The 15,658-nt window shown below is 71.9% G+C and carries 16 protein-coding genes and 1 rRNA gene; 6 read left to right on the forward strand and 11 right to left on the reverse strand.

Going from position 1 to position 15,658, the window contains the following annotated elements:
- A 5S ribosomal RNA gene (gene rrf, locus ACZ7D7_RS13455) occupies nt 1–92 on the forward strand; the annotation flags it as partial.
- A gap of 49 nt (nt 93–141) precedes the next feature.
- On the opposite strand, the gene ACZ7D7_RS13460 is transcribed toward rrf, so the two are convergent.
- The 4 genes from ACZ7D7_RS13460 to ACZ7D7_RS13475 are packed head-to-tail and all read right to left on the reverse strand — an operon-like array spanning nt 142 to nt 3,786.
- Complete coding sequence (locus ACZ7D7_RS13460; protein ID WP_470824268.1) at nt 142–816, reverse strand: response regulator; 675 nt, start codon at nt 814–816, stop codon at nt 142–144.
- Nucleotides 813–2,054: a sensor histidine kinase gene (locus ACZ7D7_RS13465; RefSeq protein WP_470824819.1), complete on the reverse strand. Its 1,242-nt coding sequence runs from the start codon at nt 2,052–2,054 to the stop codon at nt 813–815. Before ACZ7D7_RS13465 ends, ACZ7D7_RS13460 begins: the two co-directional genes overlap by 4 nt.
- Before the next feature lie 29 nt (nt 2,055–2,083).
- Nucleotides 2,084–2,869: an ABC transporter permease gene (locus tag ACZ7D7_RS13470; protein ID WP_470824269.1), complete on the reverse strand. Its 786-nt coding sequence runs from the start codon at nt 2,867–2,869 to the stop codon at nt 2,084–2,086.
- Nucleotides 2,866–3,786: an ATP-binding cassette domain-containing protein gene (locus ACZ7D7_RS13475; RefSeq protein ID WP_470824270.1), complete on the reverse strand. Its 921-nt coding sequence runs from the start codon at nt 3,784–3,786 to the stop codon at nt 2,866–2,868. Before ACZ7D7_RS13475 ends, ACZ7D7_RS13470 begins: the two co-directional genes overlap by 4 nt.
- Before the next feature lie 93 nt (nt 3,787–3,879).
- Here ACZ7D7_RS13475 and ACZ7D7_RS13480 point away from each other — a divergent pair, with 93 nt between their 5' ends.
- Nucleotides 3,880–4,440, forward strand: coding sequence for a GNAT family N-acetyltransferase (locus tag ACZ7D7_RS13480; RefSeq protein ID WP_470824271.1), 561 nt, complete (start codon nt 3,880–3,882; stop codon nt 4,438–4,440).
- A gap of 36 nt (nt 4,441–4,476) precedes the next feature.
- Here the strand turns inward: ACZ7D7_RS13480 and ACZ7D7_RS13485 are convergent, their stop codons facing one another.
- The 6 genes from ACZ7D7_RS13485 to ACZ7D7_RS13510 form a co-directional block, all read right to left on the reverse strand.
- The gene (locus ACZ7D7_RS13485; protein ID WP_470824272.1) at nt 4,477–6,093 is read right to left on the reverse strand and encodes a P-loop NTPase family protein; all 1,617 of its coding nucleotides are present in this window, start codon (nt 6,091–6,093) and stop codon (nt 4,477–4,479) included.
- Nucleotides 6,094–6,175: 82 nt separating this feature from the next.
- The gene (locus tag ACZ7D7_RS13490; RefSeq protein WP_470824273.1) at nt 6,176–7,588 is read right to left on the reverse strand and encodes an ATP-binding protein; all 1,413 of its coding nucleotides are present in this window, start codon (nt 7,586–7,588) and stop codon (nt 6,176–6,178) included.
- 14 nt (nt 7,589–7,602) lie between these two features.
- The gene (locus ACZ7D7_RS13495) at nt 7,603–9,144 is read right to left on the reverse strand and encodes an SCO6880 family protein (protein ID WP_470824820.1); all 1,542 of its coding nucleotides are present in this window, start codon (nt 9,142–9,144) and stop codon (nt 7,603–7,605) included.
- A gap of 17 nt (nt 9,145–9,161) precedes the next feature.
- Complete coding sequence (locus ACZ7D7_RS13500) at nt 9,162–10,469, reverse strand: hypothetical protein (protein ID WP_470824274.1); 1,308 nt, start codon at nt 10,467–10,469, stop codon at nt 9,162–9,164.
- The gene (locus tag ACZ7D7_RS13505) at nt 10,459–11,292 is read right to left on the reverse strand and encodes a hypothetical protein (protein ID WP_470824275.1); all 834 of its coding nucleotides are present in this window, start codon (nt 11,290–11,292) and stop codon (nt 10,459–10,461) included. Before ACZ7D7_RS13505 ends, ACZ7D7_RS13500 begins: the two co-directional genes overlap by 11 nt.
- A gap of 210 nt (nt 11,293–11,502) precedes the next feature.
- Nucleotides 11,503–11,811 (reverse strand): hypothetical protein, encoded by a 309-nt coding sequence (locus ACZ7D7_RS13510; RefSeq protein WP_006136301.1) that lies wholly within the window; start codon nt 11,809–11,811, stop codon nt 11,503–11,505.
- A gap of 370 nt (nt 11,812–12,181) precedes the next feature.
- Between ACZ7D7_RS13510 and ACZ7D7_RS13515 the strand changes: the two genes are divergently transcribed.
- Together ACZ7D7_RS13515 and ACZ7D7_RS13520 are read left to right on the forward strand one after the other, a co-directional pair.
- On the forward strand, nt 12,182–13,189 hold the full coding sequence (locus tag ACZ7D7_RS13515) for a C40 family peptidase (RefSeq protein ID WP_470824276.1): 1,008 nt from the start codon (nt 12,182–12,184) through the stop codon (nt 13,187–13,189).
- A 232-nt stretch (nt 13,190–13,421) separates the two neighbouring features.
- The gene (locus ACZ7D7_RS13520; protein ID WP_470824277.1) at nt 13,422–14,129 is read left to right on the forward strand and encodes a phosphatase PAP2 family protein; all 708 of its coding nucleotides are present in this window, start codon (nt 13,422–13,424) and stop codon (nt 14,127–14,129) included.
- 97 nt (nt 14,130–14,226) lie between these two features.
- Here the strand turns inward: ACZ7D7_RS13520 and ACZ7D7_RS13525 are convergent, their stop codons facing one another.
- Entirely contained in the window at nt 14,227–14,397 is a 171-nt protein-coding gene (locus ACZ7D7_RS13525) for a hypothetical protein (protein ID WP_470824278.1), read from the reverse strand.
- A gap of 127 nt (nt 14,398–14,524) precedes the next feature.
- Here ACZ7D7_RS13525 and ACZ7D7_RS13530 point away from each other — a divergent pair, with 127 nt between their 5' ends.
- Complete coding sequence (locus ACZ7D7_RS13530) at nt 14,525–15,364, forward strand: SCO4651 family lipoprotein (protein ID WP_470824279.1); 840 nt, start codon at nt 14,525–14,527, stop codon at nt 15,362–15,364.
- A gap of 110 nt (nt 15,365–15,474) precedes the next feature.
- The gene (locus ACZ7D7_RS13535; protein WP_470824280.1) at nt 15,475–15,654 is read left to right on the forward strand and encodes a hypothetical protein; all 180 of its coding nucleotides are present in this window, start codon (nt 15,475–15,477) and stop codon (nt 15,652–15,654) included.
- Nucleotides 15,655–15,658 lie beyond the last annotated feature (4 nt).

The following is a 15,658-nucleotide window of genomic DNA, read 5'->3' on the forward strand; positions in this document are numbered from 1 at the left end:
CGCCCGGTTACATTCCGAACCCGGAAGCTAAGCCTTACAGCGCCGATGGTACTGCAGGGGGGACCCTGTGGGAGAGTAGGACACCGCCGAACAATTATTGGGAAAGGGCCCACACCTCACGGTGTGGGCCCTTTCTGCATTTCAGGACGGGCGCACCAGTTTCGTGTCGTACGCGAGGATCACCGCCTGGATTCTGTCCCGCGAACCCGTCTTTGCCAAAATGCGGCCCACGTGGGTCTTCACGGTCGACTCGGCGAGATGGAGGCGGGCGGCGATCTCCAGGTTCGTCCAGCCCTTTCCGATGACCGTGAGGATTTCCCGTTCGCGTTCGGTCAGGGACGCGAGGCGCGGGTCCTCGGCCGGGGTGCCGGCGGAGTCCGCGGAGCCCGTCGGCAGGTGATGGGCGTAGGCGTCCAGGAGCCGTCGCGTGAGGCTCGGGGCCACCACGGCGTCGCCCGTCGCCACGGCACGTATGCCGGACAGCAGTTCCTCGGGCTGGGCGTCCTTCACGAGGAAGCCGGAGGCCCCGGCCCGCAGGCCCGCGTGGGCGTACTCGTCGAGGTCGAAGGTCGTGAGGATCAGGACGCGGGTGCGGTCGCCGGCCGCGGCGATGCGGCGGGTGGCCTCGATGCCGTCCAGGCCGGGCATGCGGACGTCCATGAGGACCACGTCGGGCCGCAGTTCCGCCGTCATGCGGACCGCTTCGCCGCCGTTGGTGGCCTCGCCGACGACCGTCATGTCGTCCTGGCTCTCCAGGAGCATCCGGAAGCCGAAGCGCTGGAGGGGCTGGTCGTCGGCGATCAGGACCGTGGTCACTGCGGGTGTTCCTCCGGGAGGTGAAGGTGGACGCGCCAGCCCTGTTCCGGGGCGGGGCGGGGGCCGGCCTCAAGTGTGCCGCCGTACAGGGCCGTGCGCTCGCGCATTCCGGGCAGTCCGCGGCCGTCGGTCGTGGTGAGGGACGGGCCGCCGCGGCCGGTGTCGGTGACCGTGACCGTGACGGCGGCGCCGGGGCCGTAGGAGAGGACGATGTCGGCCGTCGCGTCGGGGCCGCCGTGCTTGAGGGTGTTGGTGAGGGCTTCCTGGACGACGCGGTACACCGTGAGCTGCCGGCCCGGGGGGAGGGCGGGGGTGCCGTGGGTGGTGGTCGTGACGGAGAGGCCCGCCGAGCGTACGCCCGAGAGGAGCGCGGCGAGGTCCGTCAGGCCGGGCTGCGGCGACAGGTCTGCCGTGCCGTCCTCGTCCTCGCGCAGCACGTCCAGGAGGCGGCGCAGTTCGCCCATGGCCTGGCGGCTGGTGGTGCCGATGGCGGCGAGGGCCTCGGCGGCCCGCTCGGGGGCCTTCGTGGCCGCGTACTTGCCGCCGTCGGCGAGGCCCGTGATGACGGAGAGGTTGTGGCCGATGATGTCGTGCATCTCGCGGGCGATGCGGGCGCGTTCGGCGGCGGCGGCGAGCTGGGCCTGCTGATCGCGTTCGATCTCCAGGCGGCGGGCGCGGTCCTCCAGGGCCTCGGTGTAGTTCCGGCGGGTGCGGACCGTGATGCCGATCAGGACGGCCACGGCGATCGACATCAGCTGCGATCCGATCTGCTGGTCCCAGGAGCCCTCCCCGTGGCGGGCGACCGACACGACGACCGGCGCCAGCACCAGGGCCGACGCCCACCACAGCGAGCGCAGCCGCAGACTGAGGGCGACGTGGTAGACGACGCACAGTTGGAGCAGCGCGGCCTGGAGCGCGGCGCCCGTCCACGCGTTGACCAGGGCGAACGGCGCCATCGCGAGCAGGACGGCGGCGGGATGGCGGCGCCGCCACAGCAGCGGCACCGACAGGCCGAGGCTGAGGGTGAGCACGAGCCAGCTGGGCACGGTCAGGTCGTGCGCGTTGTGGCGCCAGCCGCCGCCGATGTCGTCGATCAGGGCGGCCGTCACCCAGAACCCGGCGAAGTGCGCGTCCCACAGCAGCGGGTGGCGCCTGTCGAAGGCGCGCACCCGCCGGCTGACGCGCTGTACGTACTCGGTGAGGGGCTCGGCCGCCCGTTCCTGCGTCACGGGCTCCATGGTGGAGTGCGCGGCCCGCCGGGAGAACCTCATACGTCCCGGCGCCTCAGCGTCACCGCGGCCAGGGCGAGGGCGGCCGCCGCCCACAGGGCCATCGCCAGCAGCGCCGCGCCCCACGGCACGGAGCCCGGCAGCGGTTCGGCGGTGGTGAGAGTCTGGAGGGCCGTGCCGGGGAAGTACCGCACCGCGTCGTCGACGATCTCGTACGGCAGCATCGCGAGGACCTCGGGGACGATCATCACCAGTCCGATGAAGGCGCCCGTGGCGATCGGCACGGAGCGGGCCAGCGCGCCGATGCCGAGGGCGAGGACGGTGAGGAGCGCGAGCCCGGCCGCGTTGCCGACGAGGGCGCGCAGGACGCCGGCGTCGCCGAGGGAGGCGGCCTTGTCGGTGCCGGAGAGGAAGGACTGGGCCAGTGGGAAGGTGAGGAGGTTGGTCCACAGGGTGAGCGGGAAGGCGACCGCTGCCAGCACCGCCGCCTTGGACCACAGCACGGGCAGGCGGCGCGGCACGGCCGTCATCGTCGCCCGTATCTGCCCCGTCGAGTACTCGCCGGCGGTCGCCAGGATGCCCAGCACGCCCAGGTTGACCTGCGCGAACTGCATGCCGAGCAGGACCTGGACGACCGTGTCGAGGCCTTCGCCGTCGCCGTCGTAGGCGGCGCTGACGCCCGTGCCCATGGCGACCGTCAGGACGCTCGTCGCGACGAGCGTGATCCACGTCGAGCGCAGGGTCCACAGCTTGTGCCACTCGGAGCGCAGGACACGCGCCCCCGTCACGCGGTACGGGCCTGCCGGGAGGGTCGTCGTGCTCATGCTGCGGCTCCTTCCGGGGTGGCGGTGAACTCCACCTCGTCGCGCGTGAGGTCCATGAAGGCCTCCTCCAGGGACGCGCGGCTGGGGGTGAGTTCGAAGAGGGGGATGCCGTGGTCGGCGGCGGTGCGGCCGATGCGCTCGGCGTCCGCGCCGGCGACCCGGAGCGTCCCGGGCGCCTCGGCGGTGATGTCGGCGCCGGACGCGGTGAGCAGCCGCGCCAGGTCGTCGGCCTCGGGGGTGACGACCCTGACCGTGCCCGCGCCGGACCGCCGTACGAAGTCGGCGACCGTCGTGTCGGCCAGCAGCCGGCCGCGGCCGATGATGACCAGGTGCTCGGCCGTCAGGGCCGTCTCGCTCATCAGGTGGGAGGAGACGAAGACGGTGCGGCCCTCCGCGGCGAGCGACTTCAGCAGCGTGCGGATCCACAGCACGCCCTCCGGGTCGAGGCCGTTGACCGGCTCGTCGAGGACGACGGTGGCCGGGTCGCCGAGCAGGGCCGCCGCGATGCCGAGCCGCTGGCCCATGCCGAGGGAGAAGCCCTTGACGCGGCGGTCGGCGACCTCGGTCAGGCCGGTGAGGCCGAGGACGTGGTCGACGCGGGCCCGCGGAATGCCGTGGGTGAGGGCGAGGGCGCGCAGGTGGTGGCGGGCCGTCCGGCCCGGGTGGACCGAGCGGGCCTCCAGCAGGGCGCCGACCTCGGTGAGGGGCGCGGCATGTCCGGCGCAGGCCCGGCCGCCGACGGTGGCGTGGCCGCGGGTGGGGGCGTCCAGGCCGAGGATCATGCGCATCGTCGTGGACTTGCCGGCGCCGTTCGGGCCGAGGAAGCCGGTGACGGTGCCGGGCCTGACGGTGAACGACAGGTCGGTGACGACGGTCTTGTCGCCGTAGCGCTTGGTGAGTTCGCGAGCCGTAATCATGCTTCGATGCTCGGCCGTGCGGGGCCGCCGGGCGTCGCGCCCGGGCCGTATTCCAGGTGAGCGGGGTGGTACCCCGGTACTACGGTGGCCGACATGAGTGCGACGACCCCCGGGGACTTCGAGATCCGCTCCATCAGGGCCGACGACTGGCGTGCCGTGAAGGAACTGCGGCTGGCCGCGCTGCGCGATCCGGTCGCGCACCTGGCGTTCCTGGAGACGTACGAGCAGGCCGCGGCCAAGGCCGACGCGTTCTGGCGGGACCGGGCGGCCGGGTCGGGCGAGGGCTCGACCGGTGTGCGGCAGTTCGTCGCGGAGCGCTCGGACGGGCACTGGGCCGGGTCGGTCACCGTGATGATGGAGGAAGCCGGGACGACGGACTGGGCCGGGCATCCCGTCGAGCGGCGGCAGGGGCACCTGGTGGGCGTGTTCGTACGGCCCGAGCACCGGGGCGGCGGGCTGACCAAGGCGCTGTTCGACGCGGCGGTGGAGTGGGCGTGGTCGCGCGGCGCCGAGCGGGTGCGGCTCATCGTCCACGAGGACAACGAACGCGCGCAGGGCTTCTACCGCAAGGCGGGCTTCGTGCCGAGCGGTGTCGTGGTGGAGCTGCCGCAGGCCGAGGGGGCCCGGGAGCTGGAGTTCGTCCTCGAGCGGTGAAGGGGCGTCCGCGAGTGGTGAACGGCCCTGCCCGTGCTACACGGGCAGCTCGTGGTGCGGCCAGCGGGCGCGGCCCTGTTCGCGGGAGCGCAGCAGCGCCAGCGTCGGCAGGCCGAGGTCCGCGCCGTCGGTCAGCAGCCGCGGGAGCTGGGGGAGGGGAGCGACGGCCGCCACGTCGTCCAGGACGAGGGTGAATGGTGGGTCGAGCCGACCGGAGGATGACCGTTCGGCCATGCGCCGGCCGTGCTCGACCACGCTTGCCACGAGCGCTGTCAGCAGCGGCATCGCGCCCGGGTTCGTCCTGGGGTCCTCGATGGATTCACCCACCACATAAAGCGTGCCCCCTTCGTGGGCGAAGGAATCCAGGGCGAGGGCATCACTTCGGTGAGGATTGCACGCCTCGCGGACGTTGACGGTGGACAGGGCGCCCAGTGCGCGGCTCGCCAGTTCCTGTGCGATGTCACGGCGTTCGGGATGCGCGGTGAGCGCGGCCTCCAGCTCGCCCGCGGAGCCGGCCGCCGCCTTGGGGCTGGTGCGGAGGACGCGTACGGCGTCCTGCACCTGCGTGCCCTGCGCCCAGCGGTGGACGTGCCGGACGGTGCGGCCGTCGACGGCGGCGGCGTGCAGATGGCAGCGCAGCAGCGTCTCGGCGGTGTCGCTCACGGCCTGGTCGATCTTGGCGGTGGGCCGGACCGGGGCGAGGAGCGCGGCGGCCCTCGCGGCGGCCGTCCGCATGTCCTCGCAGCCCGCCGTGGGCGACCAGTGGAGGCGGGCCGGGGTGTCGCACAGGTGGGTGGGGTCGTAGAGGAGGACCGGGCCCAGTTTGGCGCGGGCGTCCTTGGTGTCCTCCCAGAGGGCGGCGTTCGAGGTGACGACGAGGGCGGCGCCGACCGCGTCGCGTACGGCGGTGGCGGCGGTCGCCCGGCGGGTGTCCCTGGAGGCGACGAGGACCTTGTCCCAGCCGGTGCCGTGCCCGGCGCCGAAAGGAGCGGCGGCCGCAGCCGTCGAAGGGCCGGGGGCGTGCTCGACGGGCGGCGGCGGCACGGGGCCGGGGGCCGCGAGGGCGGGCTCCGGGGCCGTGCGCGGGGTGGGGACCTCGTGCGGGGCGGGCGCCGGCGTCGGCGTTTGCGGCTGCTCGGGTGTCGGCACCTCGTGCCGTACGGGCGCCGGGGCCTCGTCGGTCCGCTCCTGACGGGTCCGCTCCCGACCGGACTTCTCCCGGGGGGCGTCCTCCCGAGGGACGTCCTCCCGAGCGGCCGGCGTCGCCGTGCGCTCCGCGCGCCTGCGCAGCCGTACCGCCTTCCAGCGCGCCAGCGTCCCCACCACGAACACCGTGAGGACGAAGAGCACCATCAGCTCGCCGATGAACAGCCCCCAGAACAGGCCGTACCCCGACAGCCGGCCCGCAGGCGCGTCCGGCCAGGCGCCCGCGATGTCGTGCGGCTCCCCGATCAGGTGGCGCATGGCCAGGGGCGTGCGCGTGAACGTGACGCCGTCGGGCCAGGCGCCGTGGGCGAACAGCCCGGCCAGACCCGTGGCCGTCCACACCAGCAGCGTCATGCCGAGGAGGAACGCGAGGATGCCGACCAGCAGGCCGTCGGGGATGCCGCCCTGGCCGTCCCGTCCCCGGTCCCGGTGATCGTCCGCTCTCACGTCCGTCCTCTCCCTACGCCACCGTCGCCCACGCCGCCACGCATGCCCACGCCATCGCCGCTGCCCACGCCGCCGGGAGCCCTTACGCCACCGTGGATTCGGAGTCGCCGATGTGCTGCTCGACGAAGGCCGCCGCGCGTTCCTCCGCCTCCCGTTCGGCGGCGCGCAGGGCGTCGTCCGTCAGGTGGTCGTCCGACGACTCGGTCATCGCGCGGTCGGTGAAGACCAGCGGGCGTTCCGCCTCGGTGATCAGGTGTTTGACGACCTGGACGTTGCCGTTGACGTCCCAGACGGCGATGCCGGGTGTCAGCGACGGGATGATCTCCACGGCCCAGCGGGGCAGGCCGAGCACCCGGCCGGTGGCCCGTGCCTCGTCGGCCTTCTGGGCGTAGATCGTCCGCGTCGACGCCATCTTCAGGATGGCCGCGGCCTCCTTCGCCGCCGCGCCGTCGACCACGTCGGACAGGTGGTGCACGACGGCGACGAACGACAGGCCGAGCCGGCGCCCGAACTTCAGCAGCCGCTGGAACAGCTGCGCCACGAACGGGCTGTTGATGATGTGCCAGGCCTCCTCGACCAGGAAGATGCGTTTCTTCCGGTCGGGCCGGATCCAGGTGTGCTCCAGCCACACGCCGACGATCGCCATGAGGATGGGCATGGCGATGGAGTTGCGGTCGATGTGGGACAGGTCGAACACGATCAGCGGCGCGTCCAGGTCGATGCCGACCGTCGTCGGGCCGTCGAACATGCCGCGCAGGTCACCGTCCACGAGCCGGTCCAGCACGAGCGCCACGTCCAGGCCCCACGCGCGGACGTCCTCTATGGCGACGTTCATCGCCTCGGCGGACTCCGGCTCGGGGTGGCGCAGTTGCTCGACGATGTCGGTGAGGACGGGCTGGCGGTCGACGATGGTCTCGTTGACGTAGGCGTGCGCGACCTTGAGGGCGAAGCCCGAGCGCTCGTCCAGGCCGTGCCCCAACGCGACCTCGATGATGGTGCGCAGCAGCGCCAGCTGACCCGTCGTCGTGATCGCCGGGTCGAGCGGGTTGAGGCGGATGCCGTGGTCCAGGGCCGCCGTCGGGTCCAGCCGGATCGGCGTTATCCCCAGCTCCTGCGCGATGAGGTTCCACTCGCCGACGCCGTCCTCGCCCTGCGCGTCCAGGACGACGACCTGGCGGTCCTTGAAGCGCAGTTGGCGCAGGACGTAGGTCTTCTCCAGGGCCGACTTGCCGTTGCCGGACTCGCCGAGGACGAGCCAGTGCGGGGCGGGGAGCTGCTGGCCGTACAGCTGGAAGGGGTCGTAGATGTAGCCCTTCCCGGAGTAGACCTCGCGGCCGATGATGACGCCGGAGTCGCCCAGGCCGGGGGCCGCCGTCGGCAGGTAGACCGCCTGGGCCTGACCCGTCGAGGTGCGCACCGGGAGTCTGGTCGTCTCGACCTTCCCGAAGAGGAAGGACGTGAAGGCGTCCGTGAGGACGGACAGCGGATCCCGCATCTGTTCCTCAGCCCCTACCTTCGAATGCCGGTGGCGAACGGAAGAGTGTTCACGAAGGCGCGGTGGTGCTCGCGGTCGCACCACTCCAGCTTCAGGTACGACTTTCCGGCCGATGCCCGGATGGTCCGCTTGTCGCGGGCCAGGGCCTCGGGGGAGCGGGAGGAGACGGTGATGTAGCCGACGAGGTTCACGCCCGCCGCGCCGCTCGCCAGGTCCTCGCCGCGCTGGTCGAGGCGGTTGTGGGCGGCGATGTCCCGCGGGTCGACGGTCCGGTTCATCTTGGCGGCGCGCGACGCCTCGGCCTCGTCGTTCGTCTTCTCCGTCAGCATGCGCTCGATGGCGACCTCGGTGGGCTCCAGGTCCATCGTCACGGCCACGGTCCGGATCACGTCCGGGGTGTGCACCAGCAGCGGCGCGAGGAAGTTGACCCCGACCGGGGTCATCGGCCACTCCTTGACCCAGGCGGTGGCGTGGCACCAGGGGGCGCGGGTGGTGGACTCCCGGGTCTTCGCCTGGAGGTAGGTGGGCTCCATGGCGTCCAGCTCGGCCGGCCAGGCGTTGCGCTTCGACATCGCCTGGATGTGGTCGATCGGGTGGTCCGGGTCGTACATCGAGTGGATGAGGGAGGCCAGCCTGCCCTGCCCGAGCGGCTGGCGGACGCGGATGTCGGCCTCCTGGAGCCGCGAGCAGATGTCGGTCAGCTCGCGCGCCATGACGACCGCGAGACCGGCGTCCCGGTCCAGCTTCCGGCCGCCCAGCGGCCGGGCGGCGCGCGCCATGGCCTGGCCCTCGGCGGCGAGTTCGCGCGTGTAGTGCATGCAGGCGACGAGGTACGCGCGGTGCTGCTCGCTGCTGGTCGACACCATCGACTGGAGCTGGTCGTACGACTGCTGCAGCCAGCCCGGGGCCCGGTCGTCACCGCGCACGGCGACGTCCTTGGCGTGCGCGTCGGGGTCGGCCGGGAGGGTGCGGGCGAGCATCTGGATGCGGGTGACGAAGCCGTCGCCGTTCGCCACGTGCTTCAGCAGCGTGCCGAACCGGTCGACGAGCGCCTCCTGGTCCTCGGAGTCGCGAAGGCCGACGCCGGGGCCCTCGATCTCGATGGCGGCGGTGACGGTCTTGCGGTCCGCGTGCAGCAGTACGGCGATCTCGTCGGGCCCGAACGGCGCGGACAGCCAGGTGATGCGGCCGATGCCGGGCGGCGGGCCGACCTCCACCTCACGGCCGTCGATGCGGGTGCCGGCCTCCATGACGGCGGAACGGTACGTCGCGCCCTGCCGGAGGGTCCGCTTGTAGCTGCGGTTGATCTCGTACCACTTGTAGAACGTGCGGCGCTTGTACGGCACGTAGACCGCCGCGAGCGCGAGCATCGGGAAGCCCATCAGCAGCACGATGCGCAGGGTCAGGACGGGGACGAGGAGCCCGCACATCATGCCGAGGAACGCGCCCGCGATGATCAGGGCGATCTCGCCCGTCTCGCGGTTGCGGCCGACGATGCCGTTCGGCCGGGCGCGGCCGATCAGGTATGTACGGCGGGGCGTGACCGGATGGGACACGTGGGACTCGGCGGTCGTCAACGCCCTTCACCTCCCGTGCGGTTGTTGCGGGTGTTGCTGGCGTGCGGGGTGTTCGCCGGGCTGGCCTGGCGGGGCGCGGGCGCGGCGGAGGGGACGGATCCGCCGCCGTTCGCGCCGCGGGAGCTGTGCGCGGCGACACCGCTGGAGGCCGGGTTGGCCTGGCGGGGTGTGGAGGAGTTCGCCTGGCCGTTGTTGTCGGCGCGGGAACTGTGCGTCTTGATGCCCTGGGCGACGAGGGTCGCCGGGGAGCTGATGACGGCGGCGGCCTTGTTCTCCGCGCCCTGCATCAGGCGGTTGTTGCGGGAGCCGGCGATCTCGTCGCCGAAGCCGGGGACGAAGCGGTAGATCATCGCGGACGCGAAGATCGCGAGCAGGATGATGGCGAGGCCGGAGACGACGGCGGAGAAGGCGTCGGGTCCTTCCTCGGCGGAGAGCGCGCCCGCGAGGCCGAGCACGATGACGATCACGGGCTTGACGAGGATGACCGCGATCATGATGCCGGCCCAGCGGCGGACGTGGCCCCACAGGTTCTTGTCGACGAGCCCGGCGTAGACGACGGTGCCGAGCAGGGCGCCGACGTACAGCAGGGCGGCGCGGATGACGAGTTCCAGCCACAGGACGCCGGCGGCGACGATCGACACCAGCGACACGACGATGAGCATGATCGGGCCGCCGCCGATGTCCTCGCCCTTCTTCAGGGCGGCGGAGAACGTCCCGAAGAACGTGTCCGTCTGGTCGCCGGTCGCCTTGGCCAGCACCTCGGTGACGCCGTCGGTCGCCGACACGATCGTGTAGAGGATCAGGGGCGTGAAGGCGGACGCGAGGACGGTGAGCCACAGGAAGCCGACGGCCTCCGACAGCGCGGTCGTCAGCGGCACGCCGCGCACCGCCCGCTTGGCCACGGCCAGCAGCCACAGCAGCAGCGTGAGGATCGTCGACGCGGCGAACACGACGGCGTACTGCTGGAGGAACGTCGGGTTCGTGAAGTCGACGTTCGCGGTGTCCTCGACGGCGGCGCTGAGCTTGTCGACGGTCCAGGAGGCGGCCTCGGCGCAGCCCTTGGCGAGGGAGGAGAGGGGGTCGGCGGTCCCGGTCGGATCGTTCAGCGAACTCCGCCCGGGCCGATCGCCACCGTCGCTTTGGCAGTAGTCCTTGGCGGGGCCGCGGATGAGATCGCAGGGATCGTCGCTGGCCGTCGGGTCGGGAGTGGGTTCGGCGAAGGCCCGGGTGGCGAACAGGAGCAGGGCGCCCTGGATCGCGGCCACGGAGGCCGCGACTTTGAGGACGGGGCGGTTAGCGCGCATAGGTGAAGCCTCCGTACTCCTCGACGGCCTTCGTCATGTCGTCGGCGGTGGAGGCCCTCTGGTCGCGGCCGACCGGAACGGGTCCGTCCTTCTGCTGGTAGTCGGTGATTTTCCAGTCGTTGTCGACCCACCGCAGTGTGTACGTGGTGGTGTACCAGCTCTCGGTCACCGGGTTCTTCGAACGGTCGCCGGACAGGCCGAAGAGCGAGGTGTACCAGACCTCGACCGTGGTCTCGGTCGAACCTGACGCGGTGACCTTGGTGCCCACCGGAATGACCCGCGAGACGAAGCTCTGGCCGGCCGGTGCCGAGCCGTCCTTGTCGAGGCCGATGTTGGTCAGGAACTTCTCGCTCGCATACGCCTTGTCGAGCTCGGCCTGCCGGGCGGCGGCGACGTCGGGTGCGTAGACGGTGTTGACGATCTCGTGCCGTCTGGCTGTGTTGAACATCTCGGCCGAGCCCAGCGCGACGGAGTAGTTGGCCGCGGCGCTCTGCGCACCCTGCGCGTCGTGGGCGTACCCGGTCGGAATCCCGCCGTTCTTCGACTCCACCGGACGTTGGCCGGAAGGTGCCGTCGCTGCCGCTCGGGGCTTGTCGGCTGCTGTCTCCCGGGGGTCGGAATCGTCTCCTCCGCGGTTCGCGAACGCGATCGCCGCGACGAGGAGGGCGACCACGCCCACGACCGTCACCGTGCCGCGGGACGACGACCGACCGCCCCTCCGCCCGCCCCCGTGGCCGTCGCCGCCCGTGTCGGGCAGCCGGGTGCGGGTCTGGCCCGTGCCGCCGTAACCGCCGGAGGCCTCGTGCTCGTCACCGAGACTCATGCCGCGTACGCCCCCTCGACGTCGAACGGATACACCTCGTGCGGGAATCCCTCGCGGTACGACGGTAGCCGCGCTGGGTCCTGCGCGGGCGCGGTGTGGTGACTCGGCATCAGGGAGACGCAACCTCAGTCGGTGGCACGACGGGCGGGTGGGTCGGAGGGGCAACCGGGCGTGCCCGGGGTGGACTGACCGAACGGTGTGGGCCCGCCGCTACACGGCCATGCCGTACACGATGGTGAACAGCGTGCCGAGTGAGCCGATGATGAACACACCGGTCAGGCCCGCGATGATGAGGCCCTTGCCCTGCTCGGCGCTGAACGTGTCGCGCAGCGCGGTGGCGCCGATGCGCTGTTTGGCGGCGCCCCAGATGGCGATGCCGAGACAGATGAGGATGGCGACCGCCATGACCACTTCGATCATCACCTTGGCCTCGTTGCCCAGGCTGCCGAAGGGGCCCCAGTCCGGAGCGATCCCGCCGATAATGGTGTTGATGTCTCCCTCGTCGGCCGCAAAGAGCATGTAAGTCACCGCCCCTGGTGGGTAGTTCCGCAGTCTCCCCTGCGGTGCGCAGAGGTCAGGCCTCATTGTCGCCGACAAATCCGCCGTCGCATGTCGACTTGGCGTCATTGGTTGGCGGGTTTCGTACGAATACCTTGCCACCGCTCCTCATGGGCCTCGTCCCGGGGTGTGGAGCGGTGTACGAAGAGTCGTATCGTCACTCTGTGTATCACGGCAGGTCACGCCGGGCAATGAGGCCTGAGCGGTAGCCGGGTCGGAAGCCGGCGCGGGCCCGGGGGAGGGATTTCGCCGACTGTGAGTGATCACCCCATGACGGGGTGCTCGCCCCTACACTGGCGTCGGTTACGGACTCGTGTGCGGCGAGGGGCGGTTGACGGTGCGTAAGGCATGGATCGTGGGGATCGCTGCCCTTGGTTCCGCCCTCGCCTTCGTGATGCTCCTCGTCGTCGGCGTCTACGTCGTCGCGGGCAACCTGGGGGCCGCCGCGGGCGGCGCGGGCAAGCAGCTCGCCAAGGGGTCGGTGCCGGCGGCGTACCAGCGGCTCGTGCAGCAGTGGGGGAACCTCTGCCCCGCCATCAACCCCGCCCTGCTCGCCGCCCAGCTCTACCAGGAGAGCGGCTTCAACCCGGGCGCCCAGAGCCCGGCCCAGGCGCAGGGCATCGCGCAGTTCATCCCCGGCACCTGGGCCACGCACGGCATCGACGGCGACGGGGACGGCGACCGTGACGTCTGGGACCCGAATGACGCGATTCCGTCGGCCGCGTCCTACGACTGCGAACTGGCCAAGTACGTCAAGGACGTCCCCGGGAACGCGACCGAGAACATGCTGGCGTCCTACAACGCGGGCGCGTACGCGGTCATCAAGTACGGGGGCGTGCCGCCGTACAAGGAGACCCAGAACTACGTCCGGACGATCACCACGCTGGCCGAGAGCTTCGCCGCGCCCGTCAGCCGCGTCGACCCCTCCGAGCAGGCCGCCGGCGCGATCGCCTACGCCCAGAAGAAGCTCGGCACGCTCTATCTCTGGGGCGGCAACGGCACCGCTGACCAGGGCGGACGCTTCGACTGCTCGGGTCTGACGAAGGCCGCGTACGAGAGTGTCGGCATCACGCTGCCCCGGGTCGCCAACGACCAGTACAACGCCGGTCCGCACCCCGGCCGGGACGAGTTGCTCCCGGGCGATCTGGTGTTCTTCTCGGACGACCTCACCAACTCCCGCGCCATCCGCCACGTGGGCATCTACGTCGGCGGCGGGTACATGATCAACGCGCCCCGCCCGGGTGCCGTCATCCGCTTCGACCCGATCGACACCCCGGACTACTTCGGCGCCACCCGGGTCACCGAAGATGGCGCGAAAGCACTCCCCACCGGGGTGTGAACCGACCGTGAACCCACCCCCTGAGCTGCGGTGATGGGTCTCTCTTCGATAACGTCTGCGTGATCATTCGGTGGAGTGTGGAACGTATTTGCGGGGGCCGTGCGTTCCTGATGACGTATCCGGCACGACCGCGCGGACGCACGTCGGCGGCGGATCCACAGACCACGGGGGTGGCAAGCGGCGCACACAGGGGTGCGCCGGGGAATGAAGACGACGAAGGGGCCGCAGCACCATGGCTGGACTCGCCGCATCCGGGTCGAACCCCGACGTTGAGCTGCTCTACGACATCAACGGCCTGGCCAAGGACGCGCCGACCTGGTTCGACCGGGTCATGCAGTACGTCGGCGAGTACGGGCTGCTGCTCGCGATGGTGCTGCTCGTGCTGTGGTGCTGGTGGACCGTGCGGCGCCGGGGCGGCGAGGACGCGGCGCCGTCCGTCGCGGCGCTCGTGTGGGCCCCGCTCGCGGCCGGTGTCGCCGTCCTGGTGAACGTGCCGATACGCGGGTTCGTGGAGCGGCCCCGTCCGTTCCGTGTGCATCAGGGGCTCGAGGTCCTCCAGCCCGGCAAGACCGACTTCTCGTTCGTCAGCGACCACGCCACGATCACCATGGCCATGGGCGTCGCCCTGTTCGTCGCCAACCGGAAGTTCGGCATCGCCGGCATCGCCCTGGGCCTCCTGGAGGGCTTCTGCCGGGTCTACATGGGGGTGCACTACCCGACGGACGTCGTGGGCGGTTTCGCGCTCGGCACGGCCGTCGCGCTGCTTCTCTCACCGGTCGCCATGGCGCTGCTGACGCCGCTGACCAAGGCGATCGAGCGGTCGCCGCGCGCCGGACGCCTGATCAGCGCCCGCCGGACGCCCGACGGCCACGAGGCGCTCGTCCCGGGCGCCACGGCGGACCGGCGCCCCGGCTCCGAGGAGCGCGACCTCGCCGCCTGACAAGGGCTGGCCCGCCGGTCGTTGAGGAACCGGCGGCGGCCCTGAAGGCCGCGTGCGCCTGCCCGGCGCGGTCGGTCATTCCTGTGCTCCGGCGCGGTCAGCCGTTCGCGTGCCCCTCCGCGTCCGCCCGCGCGAGGCTGCGCGCCCGGCGCGCGGGCCCGCGCCAACCGCAGGAGCAGCGGGCCACACAGAACGGCCCCTGTTCGACCGTCGTGGTCCGGTGCTGTGCCGTGTCCCCGGAAGGTTCGAGCCCGTCCTGCTGCGTCACGCGCTCCACGTTAGCGGTGCCGGGGCACGGCCTCGTGGGCGGGCGCGTGACGGGGCTCCCTACCCGTCGTTAACCGGAACGACGAAGGGCCCGGGACGGACGGCAGCGGCTGGGGGTAGGCAGGGCGATGGCGGGGCGGCGGCACAGGCGGATGGGCGGGGCGTTCGTCACGGTGGGACTCGTGGGCTGTGTCTGCCTCGGCGCCGGCGGCTGCTCGGGCGGTCAGCGGGCGGCGGCCGACGCGCGCGCCGGAGATCCCGTCGAGGTGCTGCACCGGGCGGCGGACCGGCTGGCCGAGGCGGGCAGTTCCCAGGCGCGTACGTCGATGGAGATGGCGACCGGCGGCACCCGGGTCACGATCCGCGGCGAGGGCGTGTACGACTACCGCAAGCAGCTCGGGCGGCTGAAGGTGCTGCTGCCGCAGGACCCGGCCGGTACGAACCCGCAGCGGCCGATCACCGAACTCCTCGCGCCGGGCGCGCTGTTCATGAAGAACCGCGGCGCCGGGGTGCCCGCCGACAAGTGGGTCCGGGTGGACACGGCCACGCTGTCCGACGGGAATCTGGTCACCGGCGGTGCCACGGACCCGTTCGCCGCGGCCGAAGTGCTGCGGGGCACGCGGCGGGCGACGTACGTCGGGGCGACCGAGGTCGCCGGGGCCGAGGTGCGGCACTACCGGGGGACCGCCGACCTCGCGGTGGCCGCGCGGGGTGCCACGACCGCCAACCGGCAGGCGCTCGCCGCGGCGGCGAAAGGGTTCGCCACGGCCGAAGTCCCGTTCGACGCCTACCTCGACGACGAGGGCCGCATCCGCAAGGTCCGCCACCGGTTCAGCTTCGTCAACGACCGTCAGAAAGGGCCGGTCGCGGTCGCTTCCACGACGCTGCTGTTCGACTTCGGCACCCCCGTGCGCGTACGGCTGCCGAAGGGTGAGGACATCTACGCCGGGCGGATCGCCGAGGAGTGAGGAAGGCCACGCGCGTGCCTGACGGGCGTCAAGAACTAGCCCTTCCGTGCCATGCGCGGTGCGTGGGCCGCTCCCTACTCTAGGAAGCCGGTGACGGCAGGGACGAGGTGATGCGCGTGGCTCCGGTCGGCGGTACGGCAGTTCAGGACCACGTGGCCCTCGCCGAGATCGAGCTGTGCGGCGAGCTGATCATCGCGGCCTCGGCGGCGCACGAGGAGCGGCTCAGCCTGGAGAGCATCGACGAGGTGCTGAAGGTGGCCGAGGAGCGGTCCCGCGCCACCGCCGAGTGACCGG

The organism is Streptomyces sp. NPDC037054 (assembly GCF_055606745.1).

What these genes read in the sequence shown, in the direction of transcription:
- ACZ7D7_RS13465 (WP_470824819.1), bottom strand. Translation starts at nt 2,054, where the DNA reads ATGGAGCCCGTGACGCAGGAACGGGCGGCCGAGCCCCTCACCGAGTAC.
- ACZ7D7_RS13470 (WP_470824269.1), bottom strand. Translation starts at nt 2,869, where the DNA reads ATGAGCACGACGACCCTCCCGGCAGGCCCGTACCGCGTGACGGGGGCG.
- ACZ7D7_RS13475 (WP_470824270.1), bottom strand. Translation starts at nt 3,786, where the DNA reads ATGATTACGGCTCGCGAACTCACCAAGCGCTACGGCGACAAGACCGTC.
- ACZ7D7_RS13480 (WP_470824271.1), top strand. Translation starts at nt 3,880, where the DNA reads ATGAGTGCGACGACCCCCGGGGACTTCGAGATCCGCTCCATCAGGGCC.
- ACZ7D7_RS13490 (WP_470824273.1), bottom strand. Translation starts at nt 7,588, where the DNA reads ATGCGGGATCCGCTGTCCGTCCTCACGGACGCCTTCACGTCCTTCCTC.
- ACZ7D7_RS13500 (WP_470824274.1), bottom strand. Translation starts at nt 10,469, where the DNA reads ATGCGCGCTAACCGCCCCGTCCTCAAAGTCGCGGCCTCCGTGGCCGCG.
- ACZ7D7_RS13505 (WP_470824275.1), bottom strand. Translation starts at nt 11,292, where the DNA reads ATGAGTCTCGGTGACGAGCACGAGGCCTCCGGCGGTTACGGCGGCACG.
- ACZ7D7_RS13510 (WP_006136301.1), bottom strand. Translation starts at nt 11,811, where the DNA reads ATGCTCTTTGCGGCCGACGAGGGAGACATCAACACCATTATCGGCGGG.
- ACZ7D7_RS13520 (WP_470824277.1), top strand. Translation starts at nt 13,422, where the DNA reads ATGGCTGGACTCGCCGCATCCGGGTCGAACCCCGACGTTGAGCTGCTC.
- ACZ7D7_RS13530 (WP_470824279.1), top strand. Translation starts at nt 14,525, where the DNA reads ATGGCGGGGCGGCGGCACAGGCGGATGGGCGGGGCGTTCGTCACGGTG.
- ACZ7D7_RS13535 (WP_470824280.1), top strand. Translation starts at nt 15,475, where the DNA reads ATGCGCGTGGCTCCGGTCGGCGGTACGGCAGTTCAGGACCACGTGGCC.